Source organism: Pseudomonas sp. AL03 (assembly GCF_029960815.1).
Classification (GTDB): Bacteria; Pseudomonadota; Gammaproteobacteria; order Pseudomonadales; family Pseudomonadaceae; genus Aquipseudomonas.
This window is the reverse complement of the sequence record NZ_JASBRE010000044.1, coordinates 1-16,919: the sequence shown is the minus strand read 5'-3', so window position 1 is coordinate 16,919 and position 16,919 is coordinate 1. Positions and strand designations below refer to the sequence as shown.

General features: G+C 59.2%; 14 protein-coding genes. 5 read left to right on the top strand and 9 right to left on the bottom strand.

Annotation, left to right across the window (positions count from 1 at the left end; translation table 11 throughout):
• Positions 1–17 precede the first annotated feature (17 nt).
• Positions 18–899, top strand: coding sequence for a His/Gly/Thr/Pro-type tRNA ligase C-terminal domain-containing protein (locus QK293_RS26005; protein WP_282382821.1), 882 nt, complete (start codon positions 18–20; stop codon positions 897–899).
• Between the two features lie 39 nt (positions 900–938).
• On the opposite strand, the gene QK293_RS26000 is transcribed toward QK293_RS26005, so the two are convergent.
• Positions 939–1,460, bottom strand: a complete 522-nt coding sequence (locus QK293_RS26000; protein ID WP_282382819.1) for a DUF3617 domain-containing protein — start codon at positions 1,458–1,460, stop codon at positions 939–941.
• A 132-nt stretch (positions 1,461–1,592) separates the two neighbouring features.
• On the opposite strand from QK293_RS26000, the gene cls reads away from it, so the two are divergent.
• Complete coding sequence (gene cls / locus QK293_RS25995) at positions 1,593–3,032, top strand: cardiolipin synthase (protein ID WP_282382817.1); 1,440 nt, start codon at positions 1,593–1,595, stop codon at positions 3,030–3,032.
• Here cls and cfaB read toward each other — a convergent pair.
• From cfaB to QK293_RS25970, 5 genes are all read right to left on the bottom strand, one after another.
• Complete coding sequence (cfaB, locus tag QK293_RS25990) at positions 3,029–4,213, bottom strand: C17 cyclopropane fatty acid synthase CfaB (protein WP_282382814.1); 1,185 nt, start codon at positions 4,211–4,213, stop codon at positions 3,029–3,031. The two genes, cls and cfaB, sit on opposite strands and share 4 nt — an antisense overlap.
• Positions 4,214–4,435: 222 nt before the next feature.
• On the bottom strand, positions 4,436–6,346 hold the full coding sequence (locus tag QK293_RS25985) for a heavy metal translocating P-type ATPase (protein WP_282382813.1): 1,911 nt from the start codon (positions 6,344–6,346) through the stop codon (positions 4,436–4,438).
• Complete coding sequence (locus tag QK293_RS25980) at positions 6,343–7,401, bottom strand: protease modulator HflK (protein ID WP_282382811.1); 1,059 nt, start codon at positions 7,399–7,401, stop codon at positions 6,343–6,345. Before QK293_RS25980 ends, QK293_RS25985 begins: the two co-directional genes overlap by 4 nt.
• Positions 7,398–8,429 (bottom strand): protease modulator HflC, encoded by a 1,032-nt coding sequence (locus QK293_RS25975; protein WP_282382861.1) that lies wholly within the window; start codon positions 8,427–8,429, stop codon positions 7,398–7,400. Before QK293_RS25975 ends, QK293_RS25980 begins: the two co-directional genes overlap by 4 nt.
• A gap of 5 nt (positions 8,430–8,434) precedes the next feature.
• The gene (locus QK293_RS25970; protein WP_282382859.1) at positions 8,435–10,390 is read right to left on the bottom strand and encodes a protease modulator HflK; all 1,956 of its coding nucleotides are present in this window, start codon (positions 10,388–10,390) and stop codon (positions 8,435–8,437) included.
• 248 nt (positions 10,391–10,638) lie between these two features.
• On the opposite strand from QK293_RS25970, the gene QK293_RS25965 reads away from it, so the two are divergent.
• Positions 10,639–11,139 carry an Hcp family type VI secretion system effector gene (locus QK293_RS25965; RefSeq protein WP_282382808.1) on the top strand — a complete coding sequence of 167 codons (501 nt, stop codon included), beginning with the start codon at positions 10,639–10,641 and terminating at the stop codon, positions 11,137–11,139.
• The gene (locus QK293_RS25960) at positions 11,132–11,818 is read left to right on the top strand and encodes a DUF4225 domain-containing protein (RefSeq protein WP_282382806.1); all 687 of its coding nucleotides are present in this window, start codon (positions 11,132–11,134) and stop codon (positions 11,816–11,818) included. Before QK293_RS25965 ends, QK293_RS25960 begins: the two co-directional genes overlap by 8 nt.
• A 350-nt stretch (positions 11,819–12,168) precedes the next feature.
• On the opposite strand, the gene QK293_RS25955 is transcribed toward QK293_RS25960, so the two are convergent.
• Positions 12,169–12,642 (bottom strand): Lrp/AsnC family transcriptional regulator, encoded by a 474-nt coding sequence (locus QK293_RS25955; RefSeq protein ID WP_282382803.1) that lies wholly within the window; start codon positions 12,640–12,642, stop codon positions 12,169–12,171.
• A 145-nt stretch (positions 12,643–12,787) separates the two neighbouring features.
• On the opposite strand from QK293_RS25955, the gene QK293_RS25950 reads away from it, so the two are divergent.
• Complete coding sequence (locus QK293_RS25950; RefSeq protein ID WP_282382801.1) at positions 12,788–13,417, top strand: LysE family translocator; 630 nt, start codon at positions 12,788–12,790, stop codon at positions 13,415–13,417.
• Positions 13,418–13,420: 3 nt separating this feature from the next.
• On the opposite strand, the gene QK293_RS25945 is transcribed toward QK293_RS25950, so the two are convergent.
• The gene (locus tag QK293_RS25945) at positions 13,421–15,538 is read right to left on the bottom strand and encodes a hypothetical protein (RefSeq protein WP_282382798.1); all 2,118 of its coding nucleotides are present in this window, start codon (positions 15,536–15,538) and stop codon (positions 13,421–13,423) included.
• On the bottom strand, positions 15,525–16,718 hold the full coding sequence (locus QK293_RS25940) for a DUF3142 domain-containing protein (protein ID WP_282382795.1): 1,194 nt from the start codon (positions 16,716–16,718) through the stop codon (positions 15,525–15,527). The genes QK293_RS25945 and QK293_RS25940 overlap by 14 nt, the downstream gene beginning before the upstream one ends.
• Positions 16,719–16,919 lie beyond the last annotated feature (201 nt).

Below are 16,919 nucleotides of genomic sequence, written 5' to 3'. Positions count from 1 at the left end.
CACTCGAGAGCACCGACATGATTCACATCACCCTGAGCGATGGTTCATTGCGTGAATACGACCAGCCATTGTCGGTGTACGAGCTCGCCGCGAGTATCGGGCCCGGGCTGGCAAAAGCGGCAGTCGCAGGTCGGGTGGACGGCGTCCTGGTGGACTGTGAGTTCATGATCGAGGGCGATGCCCGTGTCAGCATCGTCACACCTCAAGAGCCCGATGGGCTGGAGATCCTGCGACGCTCCTGTGCACTGATGCTGGCCATGGCCGTCAAACAACTCCATCCACAGGTTCAACTGCACGCAGGAATGGCGCTGGGCGACGGGTTCTTTTATGAATTTTCTGCCGAGCGATCCCTAACGCAGACAGACCTGCCACTGATCGAAGCGCGCATGCAGGCTCTGGCGGCGACCAATCACTCGATTCGCCGTCTAGGGAAGACGCAGCTGTACCGCCTGGGGAACTTCGAGTCTACGACAGTTGGCCCTCATGTCCCCGCGACCAGAGTGCTGCAAGCGTTCACCCTCGACCACATCAGCGGGACGTTGCAGCAGCGGATTTATGGTACGTGTTGGCCCTGCCAACAGGAACTGGAAAACTGGCGGACGCCGCCACACGTCATCATCGTCAGCATGGACGAACGTCAGGCGGATTACGCGCAATCCGTGACCGAGGCATTGCGCCGAAGTGGCGTGCGCGCCCGCGCGGATCTGCGCCACGAGAAAGTCCGTCAAAAAATTCGCGAGCACAGTCAGCATGTGCCGTATCTGGTGGTGATCGGGGAGAAAGAAAAGGAAGGCGGGTTTGTCAGCGTGCGGAGTCGTACCGGAGAGGATTTCGGCAGGATGGAGATCGAAGCCATGTGTGAATGGTTGAATCAAACCCGCTCCGACACAATTCTGTAGGAGCGAGCGGTGCGGCGATCCGACTTGCCCGCGGAGCTTTTAGGGTCTCGGCTTAACGGTCCCGCAATCTTGACCCAACCATACGGCGCGGCTTTCGAGGCTGCCCTTCTGCTGGATACCGGTGGCATTGAAAGTGCCGTTAACCTTGGTGGTGAACTCACGATCACTGAGGAAAGTGGCGACACCGGTGCCCTGCGCTTTCGGACAACTGAAGCGGAATTTCCACTGGTTGCCGGTGCGATCAGTGACTTCCTGCTTGCAGCCCGATTGTGGATCCGTCAGCGGAATGTCGTCGGTCTTCACCTGTTCCGGTGTCAAACAAGCCCGAATCCCTTTGCCGCCCATGGTGATGCCCTGTTTCTCCAGCTGCGCGCGCTGTTCAGGGGTGATCTGGCTCTGTATCTGGCCGAGGATCAGCTGCAAGTCCGGGAGGTTCTGGTCATCGACTTTCATGTTGCTGGTGGTCAATTCCCACAAACCGGGCTGCAACATCTGCGCCTGAGCGGCCACAGGAAGTGACAAACCAACAGCCATGGCCAAACCCAGCAGACGAACGTTCATCGAGTAACTCCTGATCAGTAGTGGCCGTTAGACGTCAGCCAGTGGCTTCGGTTCAGAGGCCAATTAAATAGCGACATTCTGCACGGAACATGGTCTGTTAAGCATTGAATCTTCAGGAGCAAGGCTGCCCCCATGGATTACTTTGGACCGCATATTTTCGGCTACATGATTGCATTGCTTCACACGCTGGGCCTGATCGCTGCCATCCACGCCGTGCTCACCGTCCGGACCGCCCAGGGATCGATCGCCTGGGCCCTGTCGTTGCTGTTTATTCCCTACCTCACGCTCATCCCGTATCTGGTCTTCGGCCGCAGTACCTTCGATGGCTACATCAAGGCTCGGCGGCAGGCCAACGAAGAAATGCGCAAGGCTATCTCCGAGCTGAACTGGCGCCCTTGGGTAGAAGAGGCGTTGACCGCTCGCGCCTCGAATGCTTACGCATCCTTGAGGGCGATGCCGAAACTTGGGCGCATGCCCTGTTTGGCGAACAATGAAGTGCGCTTGCTGATTAACGGCCAGGCCACCTTCGACGCCATTTTTGAAGCCATCAGCAATGCGAGGGAAGCGGTGCTGATTCAGTTTTTCATCATCCACGACGATCGTCTCGGCCAGCGCCTGCAAACCTTGCTGCTGAAGAAAGCCGCCGAAGGCGTGGCGGTTTATTTATTGTACGATCGCATCGGCAGCCACTCCCTGCCTCACAGTTACGTGCAGCCGTTGCGCGATGCCGGCGTCGAGGTCAAAGCCTTTGCCTCCCGTAGCGGCTGGCTCAACCGCTTCCAGGTCAACTTCCGCAACCACCGCAAGATTGTGGTGGTCGATGGAGTATTGGGTTTCGTCGGTGGGCACAACGTCGGCGATGAATACATGGGCGAGAAACCACCCCTGGCGCCGTGGCGCGATACCCATGTGCAAGTACGCGGCCCGGTGGTGGCCTGCATGCAAGAGTCTTTCGCCGAAGACTGGTTCTGGGCAGCGCGATCATTACCACCGCTGATCCTGCCGGACGTTTATCCGGACGACGGTGTGCTCTGCCAATTGCTTGCGAGCGGCCCGGCAGATTCCTACGAAACCTGTTCGTTATTCTTCGTCGAAGCCATCCATGCCGCGACCGAACGGGTGTGGATCACCAGCCCTTACTTCATCCCCGACGAGGCCGTGTTCGCTGCGTTAAGGCTGGCGGCTCTGCGTGGCATAGATGTGCGGCTGCTGCTGCCCTCACGACCGGACCACCGGATCGTCTACGCCGCCTCCAGCCTTTATGCCTTCGAAGCCGTGCGCGCCGGCGTGCGGGTGTTCCGCTACGAGCCTGGATTCCTCCATCAGAAAGTGGTGTTGATCGACAGCGAAATCAGCGCCATTGGCAGTGCCAATCTGGACAACCGCTCGTTCCGGCTGAATTTTGAAGTGATGTTGTTGACGGTCGACAGCGCATTTGCCGCCGAAGTAGAACAGATGCTCAATGATGACTTCGCCCAAGCCCACGAGATCACCAAAGAAGAAAGCCGGGAGACCCACCGCCTGCAACAGGTCGGCATGCGGATCGCCCGGCTTATTTCACCAATTCTCTAAGGGTTGTAGATATCGTCGCGAGTCCATGGCAGTTCATGGCTACCATCGGGGTGGGCTTTCACCGCGAGAATCTGGTGCAGATTGATCCAGCCCTTGGCGAACGCGTAAGCGCATCCCGCCAGGTACAGGCGCCAGATCCGTAAGGCCTGCTCTGGCACCAGCCGGGAAGCAGCTTCCAGATTGTCTTCCAGGCGTTCGCTCCAGTGGTCCAGGGTACGCGCGTAATGCAAGCGCAGACTCTCGACGTCGACGATCTCCAGCCCTGCTTCGCTGATCTCGGCAGATATCATCGACAGATGCGGCAGCTCGCCATTGGGGAACACATACTTCTCGATGAATTCACCGGCACCGCGCCCCACCGGACGACCATCGATGTGCTTGGCGGTGATCCCGTGGTTCATCACCAGGCCACCCTCTTTCACCGCACCGAACAAGGTTTTGCAGTACTCAGCCAGATTAGCGTGGCCAACGTGTTCGAACATGCCGACACTGACCACTTTGTCGAAGCGACCGTCCTGAGGCAGGTCGCGGTAGTCGAGCAGTTGCAGTTCGACCAAATCGTCCAGGCCTTCGGCCGTCACGCGTTCACCGGCAAGTTCCAATTGCTCTTTACTGAGTGTGATCCCGAACACCTTCGCGCCAAACTCCCGGGCGGCATACCGTGCCAGTCCGCCCCAACCGCAACCGACATCCAGCAGGTATTCGCCTGGTTGCAGCCGCAGTTTGCGGCACAGGTGGCGGAATTTGGCTTGTTGCGCTTGCTCCAGCGTTTCGCTGCCGGTCTCGAAATAGGCGCAGGAATACGCCATGTCGCTGTCGAGCCACAGCTGATAAAACGCGTTGGAAAGGTCGTAGTGGTAGGAAATCGCCTTGGCGTCGGTCTCCTTGTCGTGCACGGTGCGCACTGGCTGACTATCTCGGTCTCCAAGCAACGCCTGGCTCCATTCATCACAGACGCGAATCACCTCGCTGATGGAGCCTTCCAGCTCAAGTTTGCCTTCGACAAACGCCGCTCCGAGCACGTCCAGGCTTGGATGAGTGAACTGGGTAACCATTTGTGGGTCCTTGACCACAATTGTGACGCTGGGCGTCGGCCCCAGGTTGAATTCATGGCCGTCCCAGAGTCGCAGGCGTAACGGTAACTGCAGATTCTGTAAGGCCGGTGGAAGATGCGCGAGCATGGAGAGTCCCCTTGTTTCAGACGTCTGATGTGAGGGTAGACCATCCTGGAAAATGGCTGGCTATCGATTTAATAGCCGTTTTCTATGATGCGTAGCGTTCGAACCAAACGCCGAGAATTCACAGAAGTGATTGCCCTCACCTAGATGACTACGAATTCGGCCTACAGTTCTGAAAATTAGCAATCGCCCGTGATCGCTGTTTAGAGCATTCACCAGGCGTACTCAATCCCCATCCTTCAGTTTGAGCAATGGCTCCTGAAACCGCAGTAGTCGCCCGGCATTACCGAGTACCAACAATGTGCTGAGGTTGTGCAGCAAGGCAGCAATCATCGCCCCCGCAGCGCCGAGCCAGCCAAAGGCGGCGAAGGCTACAATCGCCAGCGTCCAACCCAAACCGATGATCACGTTAACCTGCAACGTCTGCCGACATTGGCGACTCAACCGAACACATGTGCCGAGCCGTCGCAGATCGCTGCCGATCAACACAATGTCGGCCGAGGCCAGCGCGATGTCCGCTCCGCCCGCCCCCATCGCCACGCCGACCACACCCGCTTTGAGCGCCAATGAATCGTTTATGCCATCACCCACCACCATCGGCCGGAAACCACTGCCGATTTCCTTCAGCACGCGATTGAGTTTGTCCTCGGGCAAGGCCTGAGCTTCGACATCGCTGATCCCGACATCGCGGGCCAGCGTGTGCGCAACGCTTTGCCGATCACCCGTGAGCAGCAACTGCCTCCCCAACCCCAGTTCACGCAGCTCGCTCAACGCAAATCGAGCCTCGGGTTTGACGCTGTCGGCCAGCAACAGCCATGCGAGGAATTCACCGTTGAGCGCCAGCCCGGCAATCGGGCCATCGTGGTCGGGGACACTCGAAGTGGCGATACCCAATTGCGCGAACAGCTCCGGACGACCGAGCGCCGCCTCGCCCTGCTCCGTCATCGCCACCACGCCGAGCCCCTGGCGCTCGTGGATGTCAGAGAGCAGCAGAAAATGCTCCTGAGTGACCAGCCCTGCGAGCGCGCGGCTGACCGGGTGACTGCTGGCGGAGCCGAGGCTGGCGGCAAGTTTGAGAACGTGACTGCGATCCTCGAGAGGACTGTCGATGGATTGCAAACGCAAGGTGCCGAAGGTCAGGGTCCCGGTCTTGTCGACCACCAGCGAAGTCAGGTCTGCCAACTCTTCGAGGAACGCGGAGCTGCGAATCAGAATCCCGTGACGAGCGGCCACCGCCACGCCGGCAATCGCCGTGGCCGGCGCGGACAACACCAATGCACAAGGACAGGCCGCCACCAACACCGCGAGCATGGCCTGAGCATCGTTAGTGACGAACCAGGTCACGGCGGCCAGCAGCAACACCAGCACCATGTAGCTGCCAGCGTAGCGTTCCAGCAGACGCGTGATCGGTGGTTTGGAACGCTCTGCACTTTGCATCAGCGCGATGACTTTGCCGAGGGTCGACTCATTGCCGGTGCGGGTCACTTCGATGCGCAGCAGGCCGTCGAGGTTGATCGCGCCGCCGAAGACTTGCATACCGACGTCCGCCTCCATTGGCACCGATTCGCCGGTAATCGAAGCAGTGTCCAGGCTCGCTTGACCGGACAACACCCGACCATCCGCCGGCACTCGATCACCGGCGCGCACCTCGACGATGTCGCCGGCCTTGAGTGTGCCGTTATCGACTTCGACGATGGAGCCATCGGCCTGAGCCTTGCGCGCGTGGCTGCGAGTCAGTTTGCCGAGGGCGCGAATCGCCTCTTGGGAGCCGATCACGCTGCGCTCTTCCAGCACGTGGCCGAAGATCATGATGATCGGCAGCAACGCCGCGGTCAGCAGATCACCCGTGGCCCACGCCCCCAGCATGGCCAGGGCGATCAATTGATCAGTGATCCCGTGCAGGCTCGGATAACGCAGGCTGTACCAGGCTGAACGCATCACTGGCACGGCCACCAGTAAAGAAGCAAAGCCCAGCAGCAATTGACTCACGCCAGTCTGCTCCGGCGACATCCAGCGCCAGGTCAAGCCGAGCGCGAGCAGGCCAAGTGCGAGCATGGCCAGGGTCAATTGCCGCGCGGCGCTGCGTTGTTCAGCCGAGGACAACAGGCTCGGTGCGGCGGCGGTTTGGGCAGTCATTGTGCAGCTCCCTGAATGATCAGGTGGGAATCGTCCTTCGGGTTGACCGTGGTCACCGAGCCCGCCTGACCGAGAATCTTCGGCACCCGCTCGCGGTAGATACGCAGCAGCATTTGCGGGTCGGTGCCCTGTTGCTGGGCCTTGGCCAGACTCAACACGGTGGCCGTGTCCGTCGAGGCTTTGGCCAGCCGTTCACTCGCTTGGGCATGAGCGACTTGCAGCGTGCGATCGGCTTGTTCGTTAGCGGTCTGAGTCAGTTTCTCGGCTTCAGTGCGAGCGTTGGCCACGACTTTGTCGGCTTGCTGACTGGCGGTCAGAACCGCGTTGAAGGCGTTGACCGCTGGGCCGGGCAGACTCGATTGCACGTCGACCCGCGCCACTTCTATGCCTATCCCCTGCCCGGTCGCGGTCAGTTCCGCCAGGCGCTGATTGATGCCTTGCACCAGATCACCGCGCAACCGTTCGCGGTGTTCGGCAGCCTGGCTATCGGCGCCCATCAGCTCCGGCCGAGCAACCAGAATGGTGTCCAGATCGCGTGCGGCGGTGAGGGCCACCGCGCTGCGAGTGACCAATCGATCCAACGCCGGCAACACATGTTCGCCTTGAACGACGAAGGCATACGGCTCGGTAACTTTGTAGAAAACCCGCACATCCAGTTGCACCACGCCCGCGTCACCGGTGAGCAAGTAACCGGAGCCGGCGAGTGCATCACTGATCGGTGTGGCGAAACTCGCCACGCGGTCTGCCTGCAACGCGGCATCGGTGCGCAGCAGGTTTTCCACCCGACGCTCAATCACCCGATCTGCTGCGGGCAACAAAATCACCTGCTCAAACGGACGGGGCCAAGCCAATAAAAGGCCAGCATTCTGAATTCGGTCCAGCGCGCCGAAGTACAAAACCACAGCGCGATTTTGCGGATCGATCTGCCGCACATTGGAAAACGCCCACGCCAAAGCGGCGAGCACGGTAACGGCGTAAAGCGCCAAAAAAGCCAATCGCCCCGCCTGAATCCAAGGACTGCTTAACTCATTTGTTCCACGTGGAACTAATTTCATGGCTGCGACCCGGACTTGTTATCGAGGGTCGGCGGACCGTCAACCAACACCCGGAACGGCGCAGCGTCGGTGCGCAGAATCAGTTTTGTGCCGGGCGTGACGATCGTGCCCAACGTGTCGAGGGAGCGCAGCAAGTTGTAGAGCTGCGGCGAACCGGCGTAGGCGCGGCCGTAAATTTGCGCGGCTTCAACGCGCGATTGTGCTTCGATATCCGCCGCTTTCACCGTGGCGTCGGCCTGCACGATTCGCGCGTCACGCTCGGCAGCAGAACGGATTTGCGCCGCTTCTCGCTTACCGATGGCCGTGCGTTCGGTGGCGATTGTTTCACGCTCGGCGCGCATGCGATCGACCGTAGCGGTGAGGGTTACCGACGGCAAGGTCAGACGCTCAATGCCAACTTGCAGCACCCGTACACCATAAGTCGTGAGCAACTGCTGATCGATTTGCTGACGCAGTTGCGCTTCAAAATCAGCGATGTGAACTTGATTGGCGTCGGTGTTCACCAAGTTAGCCAATTCAAAGCTGCTGGCCGTGGTTTCCAGAGCGGAGCCAACAAACGTGCGAATCTGCCGCGCCGCTTCGTCCGGTTGATTCTGTACGGCACGCATGAAGCGTTGCACGTTGTCCGGATCGCCCTGAACCTGCCAGGCCACGTAAGCCTGAACGATGATGCGCAAACCATCCCGCGTACCCACGTCCTGCAAACCGCTGGACGTGGTGCGCAGCCGCAGATCCACTGGAATCGCCGCTTCAAAAGGAGCAGGCCAACGCCAGCCTAGACCCGGTTCCAGCAATACCCGCGAAGGATTACCGAAACGCGTGATCACCGTGGCCTCCCCCGAACGCACTTGCACCAGGCTCGCTGCCGCGATGGCGAACGCCACCAGCAACGCCGCCCAGCCCATTCGCCGCCACGGGAACGGGCCCGCTTCTTGCGGATCACCGTGGTGGTGATGGTGATGTCCATGGTGATGCCCACCATGGCCGTGATCGTGGCCAGTGTGGTCATCGTGATCGTGAGTGTGCAACTGGCTCAATTGGCAGCTCCTGGCTGAGCGGTCTTACGCGGCGCAGGGTCAGCCGGCAGCGTGAATGTACGGAGGTCGATGGTCGGCGCGTTACTGCTGCCGCCCAGACGATGATCGAGCACCAGCAACCTGGCATTGGCCAAGCCCTGGGACAGTTGGCTGAAGTACTGCTCCAGCACGAAGGCCTGGCCGGCGCTGGCGTAAGCCTTTTGCTCGGCGCCGAATCTCAGGTCCGCCGCTTGGGCGGTGGCGTTGATTTCACGAGCGCTGGCCGTCGCTTGATCGCGAGCGATGCTGGCCTGCAGTTGCGCCTGATTGGTGGCCTCCGCCGCCGCACCGCGCTCGCGGGAAATCAATGCCTGGGCGCCAATCTGCGCAGCCTGCACACCGTGATAGGCATTGGCGGCACCGGCCGGCGGATGAATTGCCTCGACCACCGTGGCGAGAATTTCCACGCCGCTGTCGAGTTTCTGCAAGTCAGCCTGCACCGCCCGGCCAATCTCTTCGGCGAGCCCTACCCTGTCCTCGCCAAGCAACCCGTCGAGGGTTCGCGAAGCGAAGTCATGAACCAGAATCCGGCTGGCCGTGCTGCGGATCAGCGTCGGGACATCAGCGTTGTTGTAGGTCGCGGCCAACGCAGCTTGATCGTTCAGACCGATGCGATAGACGAAACGCACGTCCATGTTGACGATCTGGAAGCTCTGCTTGTCGGCTCGGCTGCTGGCAATGACCTGGGATTTGTCGTTCACATGGCTGGCGTCCCACAAACGATTGGCAATGGCGGGCGCCGGACCTTCGGCGGGTTCGGCCACGTCCGGCGCCGGTGTTTCACCAACACTGGTGGCCAACTCGTGGACCACACCGTTCTCGACGCTTAACACTCGGCCCAGAGGCCAGGGCAAACCCGCGTGTAAACCGGGACCGAACACGTCCACCGGTTTACCGAAACGCTCATAGATGCCCCGCCCTTGCAGCGGTATTTCGTGAATGCCGGTCAGCGACCAACCCACAATCGAGACCACGGCCAGCACCGGAAAAAATGCCCGACGCATGTAGGTGAAGGCCCAGATCTGCCGCAGGTCGATGCCGAAGCGATTGTGCAATTCGTGCTGCAACGCCAGCAAAGGTTGCGGCGGCCAGCGCAGCATGTCGGCGACGAAGCTTCGCGCCAGCAAGGCAGGTTCGAGTTGTTCGCGCTGCGGACTGAACAACGACAGCATGGCGCGCAACAGTAGTTCGGCGGCGACGAGCCCCGGCAGCAGGCCGATCAGTACCGCAAGACGCGCTGGCCAGACCGAGGTTTCGCTACCCAACAACAGGCACAAAGCGCCAAACACCAGGCAAATGATCGCCACCCGTGTCAGCTGCGCCAACGACCCCGCTTCGGGCCATTGGGCGATGTTTTCCTGGGCCAGTTGACGTTCCAGCACCAGCAAACCGAAGGCCAGCAACAACGATAACGCCGCACCGACACTGGCCGACAATCCCAGTGCGGTCGGCGGCAGTGCCAGGTTCCAGACCTGTCCGATGGTGAATAGCGTCAACAGCGACCAGCCGCCAAGCCACAGTGTCGGCGGGCCAATCTGCACCAGCATTCGCAACCATCGTTGACTGATCCGATCGAGCAGACGTTCGTACCAGCCCACCGAAGCGACGACTTCATCTGCAACGAGCACCTGCACCACGGGGTTCATCGCCCGCGCACGCCATTGCGTCACCCACCAGGCCGATTGCAAACCAGCGACCAGCACCAGCAAACCGGCGCTCTGATTAACCAGCAACGACGGCCAGAGCGAGTGCGGCGCAAACAGCCCGACAAAAAACGCCAGTAGCCAACCTGTCGACGCAAGCGCGCCCAGACCGATTGCGAACTGACGCAATCGTCGCCCTTGAAAAACCGCCTGCTGAAAACGCGGCAGTCCGGCTACTTGCGTCCCATCGACATCGAGATCGACTTGCATACCACCCCAGTGTTTATCGTTGCTCATATCGCAGTTCGTTACGGTATAACGAAAGCCGTGAAATTTCCGTTCTTAAATCCCCTATCTAAAGGCGCTCAACCTGTCGCTTGGCTGAAGCCTTTACCGAAATGCTGTTGAACGCGAATATTACGTTCGTAAGAAATACACGCATTTTCAGAAACGGCCTACATAAGCAGCTACCTCCTCTGCCTTAAACTCCCCCCATTCTGACCACAAGGAGTGAGCGCATGGCGAGTCATAGCTACATGACTATTACCGGTAAAAAGCAGGGTCTGATTTCTTCCGGCTGCTCCAGCCAAGACTCTATCGGTAACAAATGCCAGTTTGGGCATGAAGACGAAATCATGGTGTTGGCTTACGCCCATAGCATGTTAACGGGCAGTGATGGCAGTACGTCAGGCGGGCGAGGCAAACATATGCCAATTGCCATTACCAAAAATATTGATAAATCTTCGCCACTGCTAGCCAGCGCTCTGGCTGAGGGTGAAGAAGTTGAATGCAAGATTGATTTTTATCGCACGTCTCCAGCCGGTGGCCAGGATAAATATTATTCAGTGAAAATAACGGGCGGTCGTATTGCGAATGTAAACCTTCAAATCCCTCACGCTATCCATATGTCTGACACGGAGCCGCAAGAGCTGGTGTCCATTCGTTACCGAGATATCAGTTGGACCCACATCCAAGCGGGTACAAGTGCCTATAGCACGTGGGGAAACGAAGATGAATGAGACGTCATGTGATATCCATGACGTCACCAAAGCCGCTGCGGACCTGGTTGCATTAGGCTGCACAGTAGGCGCTACACATTTTCATGACGGTATTACGCAGCTTCAATTCAATTCGATGGTTTCTTCTTATGCCAACGAAGTTATCAAGGCCGTTGATGAAGGACTCCTCACTGCGTGGGAGGGAGTTCAATCGATAACAAAAGAATATGCAGAGCTATCTTCCAAGGCGATTTTTTATGTTCAAAATGGCATTGGTGTTGTCGCTGGCGCCATGCAAGTTGAGGCAGGTGTGGCGGTTACTGGAGGCACAGGTGGATGGGCGACGCCATTGGGTGGGATGCTTATCGCGCATGGCGCTAATAATATCTATGAAGGCTTTGGAAATATTTATAACGGCCCTGAAGCACCTAGCGTGCAGGGACCTGTGCGGCGCGTTTATCAAGCCGCTTTTAGAGGCGAGTACGAGGGAGATATGGTCTATGGTTCAATGGACTTACTATTGTCTGGTGTGGGTATTATTAGACTAGTACGCAAGCCTGACTCATTGCAGCTCTTCAGACATGACCCGATAAATTATGAAAGGGCGTACATGCAAACAGGGAAGGTAGCTCTATTTTTCGAGGCTATTGTTGACTACATCACATTAAATTCAATGCTTACTAAAGAAAAACGCGAGTAAACACAAAGCGCTATGGCGCCATTAAAATCAAATTACGCCACGTAACCTTTTGACATAAAAACAAAACCCGAAAAAACAGAGAAGGATATACGTAACTATATAAGCTACACGCAAAATCATCCCCTCCATGGGTATGAAGTATGTTATTACCCACACAATAACTCCCGTGTAAAGACCATTGCTCCCAAGAACCAAAAGAAGCAATGCAAGATAGTAACGGATATTTTCAAAATTCATGATTAGAGAGTTTTACACATATAAAACACAAGGCTAGTTTATCCACCAGGATTAATCAATTCCCTTTTAATTTTTAACCGCTGCGTAGTATTGGGTTAACCCGTCTTTGCGATCTACAGCGGCAGATGCTCCAGCGGCAACGCCCCCGGAGTCTTCACCGTATGAATCGCAAAGTTGCTACGGATGTCGCTCACACCCGGCAACTTCAGCAAACGCCCCGTGAGAAAACGGTCATAGGCGCGCAAGTCCGGCACCACCACTTGCAGCAGAAAATCCGATTCCCCTGACACCAGAAAAGCCGAAATAACTTCCGGTAGCCCCGTCACGGCCAGGCGAAAGGCTTCGGCCTGCTCGTCGTTGTGCCGTTCGACCTTGACCCCGACAAACACCGTCAGCCCAAGCCCTACTTCGTCGCGATCCAGATTGGCCTGGTAACCGCGTATCACCCCGGCTTCTTCAAGCAGCCGTACCCGGCGCAAACACGGCGAAGCGGACAGGCCGATCTCGTCAGCCAGTTGCACATTGCTCAGGCGACCGTCCCGCTGCAGGGCGGCGAGAATCTTGCGGTCGTAGGCGTCCAGTTTCATGGTTTGGCAAATCCTGATGGTTTAAATGCGATTCAGTGGCAGGTTATGCCAACCCGAAGCAGTTTAGAAGCGAACTACGCAACCACCTGCCCTGCCCTTCAGCCCTAGACTGGCCGTACCGAATCGACAACGAATGGGGTGCGACGTGGCAGGACTCTGGCTGTTTTTCATGGCGCTGGCGGTGGTCTATCTGTTGCCGGGCCCGGACATGATCCTGCTGTTGCAAACCGGTGCCCGTCAGGGCAAAGGCGCGGCGTTGGCCACCGCTGTGGGTCTGGGCATTGCCCGAGGCTGCCATGTAGCGTTGGCGGCGCTGGGGCTAGCGGCACTGTTCAAGGCAGCGCCCTGGACGTTCGACGTGGTGCGCCTGGCCGGGGCCGCGTACTTGCTATGGATCGGCCTTCAATGCCTGCGAACCACGATGCTGCCGAACCTTAACGGCGCAGACACAACGTTCGATAAACCTCGCTGGAGTGCAGCAATCCGGCGCGGTGTGCTGACCAACCTGCTCAACCCCAAGGCGCTGCTGTTCTGCTCAGTGCTGCTGCCGCAGTTCATTGATCCACACGCCGGGCCGGTGCTCGCTCAATTTGCGACACTGGGTGTGGTGTTGGTCGGTGTCGGTTTGTTGTTCGACAGCGCTTACGCACTGACCGGCGCAGCGTTGGGCCGTTGGCTGCAACGCAGTCCTTCAGCCCAGCGCCTGCAGCAGTGGCTGTTTGGCAGCCTGCTGATCGGCTTCGCCGTGCGGCTGACCTTTGTGCAACAGGCTTGAGCCTTACCGCGCCTTACGCCGGCGGCGGTTGATCAGCAACAGCGCCGCTGCCGTGACCGCTATCACACCGCCAATCTGCAACGGTTTTTTGTAGGGATGCAGCTGCGAGCGCGCGGCATCGGTGACCTGAGTCACATAGCGTTTGTCGGCGCTCTGAAAGTCCGGATCCTGGCATTGATGACCAAAATCGCCAGCCCAAGCCACATACGGGCCGTCCTCGACATAACGACGGTAGAACGCGCTTTGCTCCTGCAGGCTGGTGCCCCACGACGAAGCCTTGCACAGCACCGAAGCAAACGCCTGGCTGCTGTGGGGCAGATGATCAGCAGCCTTGCTCGCCAGCGCCGTGGCGACAAAACGGTAATGGAAACGCTCATCGGGTTGCGCCAACGTGGCTTGCTGGCGCTGCACTTCACCCTCGGCCATCAGCAATCCGACCTTGAGTTCGGGCGCTTCCAGACTGTAATTGCCACCGAAGGTCGCGTAATCCGGGGACATCTCGTAGCCCAACAGCTCTATTCCGTCGAAACGGGCCACTGTCGCGGCATGGTAGTAAGCGAATGCCCGTTTGGTCGGCCACCATTTTGATTCGGCTTCGTTGCGCAACTGCCCGTACCACTTGGCCCTGGCCTGCAAGTCGGCGTTATCGAAGTAGGCTGGCGCTTCGTCGTATCGTTCTTCGCGCAGCAAGCGCCGCCCAAGCACATTGCGCAATTTCGCCGCCACCGGCAGCTGCACATAGTTATCGCGATCCTCCTGAGTCAGAGGTGGCGGCGCCGGCACTTGAGTGTCGACGTAATGCTTGAGCTCATCGACGGTCAACACCCGCTCGGCGACCGTCGCGGCGTCGGGCCAGTAAATGCCGTTACTGCGATAAAGCTGATCGAACGCTTGCAGGTAATCCCCGCGTTGCAACGCCAGGATCGCGCTTTCACCCTCAACCCGGCACTTGGGCTGAAGTGTTTCGAAGTCCCAGTCCGGCGTGCGCCGCTCACCCCAGGATTCATCCTGCGGGAAGGCCTGGGCAGCTTTCGCATACGCTGCGGCAGCTGCGTTTTTATCACCCTCGCGCACTGCCAATTTGGCCCGCAGCCACCACGCCAGTCCGCCATCACCGGCGTGTTCGAGGAAGGCCTTGGCGCTTGCGTAGTCGCCCTGTTGATAATTCACCGCCGCCAGGCGATCAGCGTTATCGAGGCTACCGCGGGTGCTGTTTTGCAGCAGTTTGATCAGTTTCAATTCGTTCGGTGGTTGATCACCGAATGACCAGCCCAGTCGGCTGATCAAGGATGCCGTGACCAGTTGCTGCACCGGTTTGCCGTTGAGCAAACCGGCCAGTTGATCCTCCGGCAGCGCCGCCAGATCGGCCATCAACAGTTTCAGAGAGGTGTAACCCACCGCCGAACCCTGAAGGTTTTGCGTGGCGTAGAGTTCGATGGCGCTGTTCCAGTCGCCGGCCGTGCGGGCGACGCGGGCCTCTTCGCCAAGACTGGCGACACCCAGCTCCAGTGGGTCACTGAAGCCGTCAATGCTTAGTTGACGGGTCTGCTCGAAGGCCTTTCGGGATTGAGCCAACAGCTCAGAGCCAGCGTCCGCTTCGGAACTCATGGCAAACAGCGATCGACCTAACGAGTAAGCCGCCCAGGTACTGCGCAACGCCCGTTGATCCGCCGGCAATGCCAGCACCTTCTGGAAGTACTCGGCTGCCAGCCCAAATTCACCGGCATCGAATGCCACAGCGCCGGCCAGATAAAGCGTGAGCTCATCCGGCAGGCTCGCGCCCTGAATCTCGACCTGATGTACATCGGTCAGACTGCGTAGCTGTTTGACCAGCACCTGCTGTTCCGCCGTCAAACCGGCCTGCTCAGCCTTATCCCGCTGTTCTGCGTAGTCGGGCGCATCCATGCCATAGGCGGTTTCGGTGACGTTCTTCAGCCCGGCGACCGCATGCCCGAAGCGGCTGATTTCAAATCTGAAGTTACCTTCCGGCAGCTCCGCCAGCGACTGGCCGCGATTATCCAGCAGACGCATCGGGAAGTCCGGCCCACAGGCCAGCGCCGAACCCAGCGGCAGACTGAGGCTCAGGCACAGCAGATGGCGGGGCCAGTTACGGGTAAACATTCAAACCTCCTTGATCAATGTGTGCGCAACGAGCCCAACCCATGGCGCGCCGCTCGCCGGCCGGTAGTCGACCGTCGCGCAGGCGGGTGAAGGTAAGCAGATCCGGACGCTGTTGCAACGCATAACCGGCCAACGCATCGGCGCCATCACAACCCTGCACTGCAAGTGTCAGGCGTTCGGGCCAGGCGCTGTCGAGGTTGCCCTGATTGCTGAGGGTGATGTCATACAGGCCTTCTTGCTCAGAGAGTTTCAGCGCCAGGTGACTGTCGAGGGCATCGCCACGCGCCACGGCGCCCAGGGTCGTCAGGCTCCAGGCCCGGCGATCGTTGGCCAGCGGCAGACGAAACCAGATCAGGCCCGCCAGATGAGCCGGTGGATCATTGCGCAACTCGGTCCCGAGCCGGCTCAGTTGCTGCGGATCGGCGAGCAATTCCCGGCGTTTGCCGCCCCGTTCGATGGGCACTTCGCTTTCCACTACCGGCGCACCGCCGCCCGGCAACAACGCCACACCATAGGCTGGCAGCGCCAGATAGAACGGTTTCGAAGTGATGCGGCTCCAGGCCATGGTCCATTGACGAGCCTGATCCGGGCCGAACAAGCCAAGACGCGGATCGCTCACCGCGTGCACCTGCAATACGCTGCTGTCGACTGTGGATAACAGCGCCGGCAACTCGGGACTGTCGAGCCAGGCCGGCAACGCGGTGATGCTAAGCGGAATAGAGACCGGCAGAACTGCGCGCAGGTGCGTAAGAAATTCACGGTAGGCCGGTAGCCGAGCATTACCGGCATCGTGGTCGATTTCCACGCCGGAGAGAGTCAGCCCCTGCCTTTGCCAATCGCCGAGCACCTGCTGGATCTGCGCGGTGACTTCGTCCCGATCCAGCGACTTGAGTTGGCCATCAAGACGAATCACCGCGATCAGCGGCCGACCATCCCGTTTGAGCAGCGCCGGGTCAATCCGCGCCCGACTCCAACCCGCCCCAGGGAATGCCTGCAAGGCCAGCACCCGCAGGGTGGAAAAGTCAGCGCGGCTGTCCCTCAGCGCCGCTTCGTGGGCCGGCGTCCATTGTCGTTGCCAGACGTAGAGTTGCTGATCGAGCGGTGGCGCGTCCTGTCGTTCGCAACCGTTGAGCAACGCCACCGCGACAATCAGTGCCGACAGACGAGCGAAAGAATACATAAAGCCCCTTGAGCCGAATCAGATCCTTTGTAGCAGCTGCCGAGCCTGCGAGGCTGCGTTCGGCTCGGTCCGCGCTCGGGCGTAGCAGTCGCCGATACTACGTGCACGGGTGTATCTGAAGAACCGCTGTGTCGGATTTTACGACTGCTTCGCCCGAGCGCGGACCGAGCCGAACGCAGCCTCGCAGGCTCGGCAGCTGCT

Bases quoted from the DNA above. Each gene is read 5' to 3' on its own strand.
- QK293_RS26005 (WP_282382821.1), top strand. From the start codon at position 18: ATGATTCACATCACCCTGAGCGATGGTTCATTGCGTGAATACGACCAG.
- QK293_RS26000 (WP_282382819.1), bottom strand. From the start codon at position 1,460: ATGAACGTTCGTCTGCTGGGTTTGGCCATGGCTGTTGGTTTGTCACTT.
- cls (WP_282382817.1), top strand. From the start codon at position 1,593: ATGGATTACTTTGGACCGCATATTTTCGGCTACATGATTGCATTGCTT.
- cfaB (WP_282382814.1), bottom strand. From the start codon at position 4,213: ATGCTCGCGCATCTTCCACCGGCCTTACAGAATCTGCAGTTACCGTTA.
- QK293_RS25985 (WP_282382813.1), bottom strand. From the start codon at position 6,346: ATGACTGCCCAAACCGCCGCCGCACCGAGCCTGTTGTCCTCGGCTGAA.
- QK293_RS25980 (WP_282382811.1), bottom strand. From the start codon at position 7,401: ATGAAATTAGTTCCACGTGGAACAAATGAGTTAAGCAGTCCTTGGATT.
- QK293_RS25970 (WP_282382859.1), bottom strand. From the start codon at position 10,390: ATGCAAGTCGATCTCGATGTCGATGGGACGCAAGTAGCCGGACTGCCG.
- QK293_RS25965 (WP_282382808.1), top strand. From the start codon at position 10,639: ATGGCGAGTCATAGCTACATGACTATTACCGGTAAAAAGCAGGGTCTG.
- QK293_RS25960 (WP_282382806.1), top strand. From the start codon at position 11,132: ATGAATGAGACGTCATGTGATATCCATGACGTCACCAAAGCCGCTGCG.
- QK293_RS25955 (WP_282382803.1), bottom strand. From the start codon at position 12,642: ATGAAACTGGACGCCTACGACCGCAAGATTCTCGCCGCCCTGCAGCGG.
- QK293_RS25945 (WP_282382798.1), bottom strand. From the start codon at position 15,538: ATGTTTACCCGTAACTGGCCCCGCCATCTGCTGTGCCTGAGCCTCAGT.
- QK293_RS25940 (WP_282382795.1), bottom strand. From the start codon at position 16,718: ATGTATTCTTTCGCTCGTCTGTCGGCACTGATTGTCGCGGTGGCGTTG.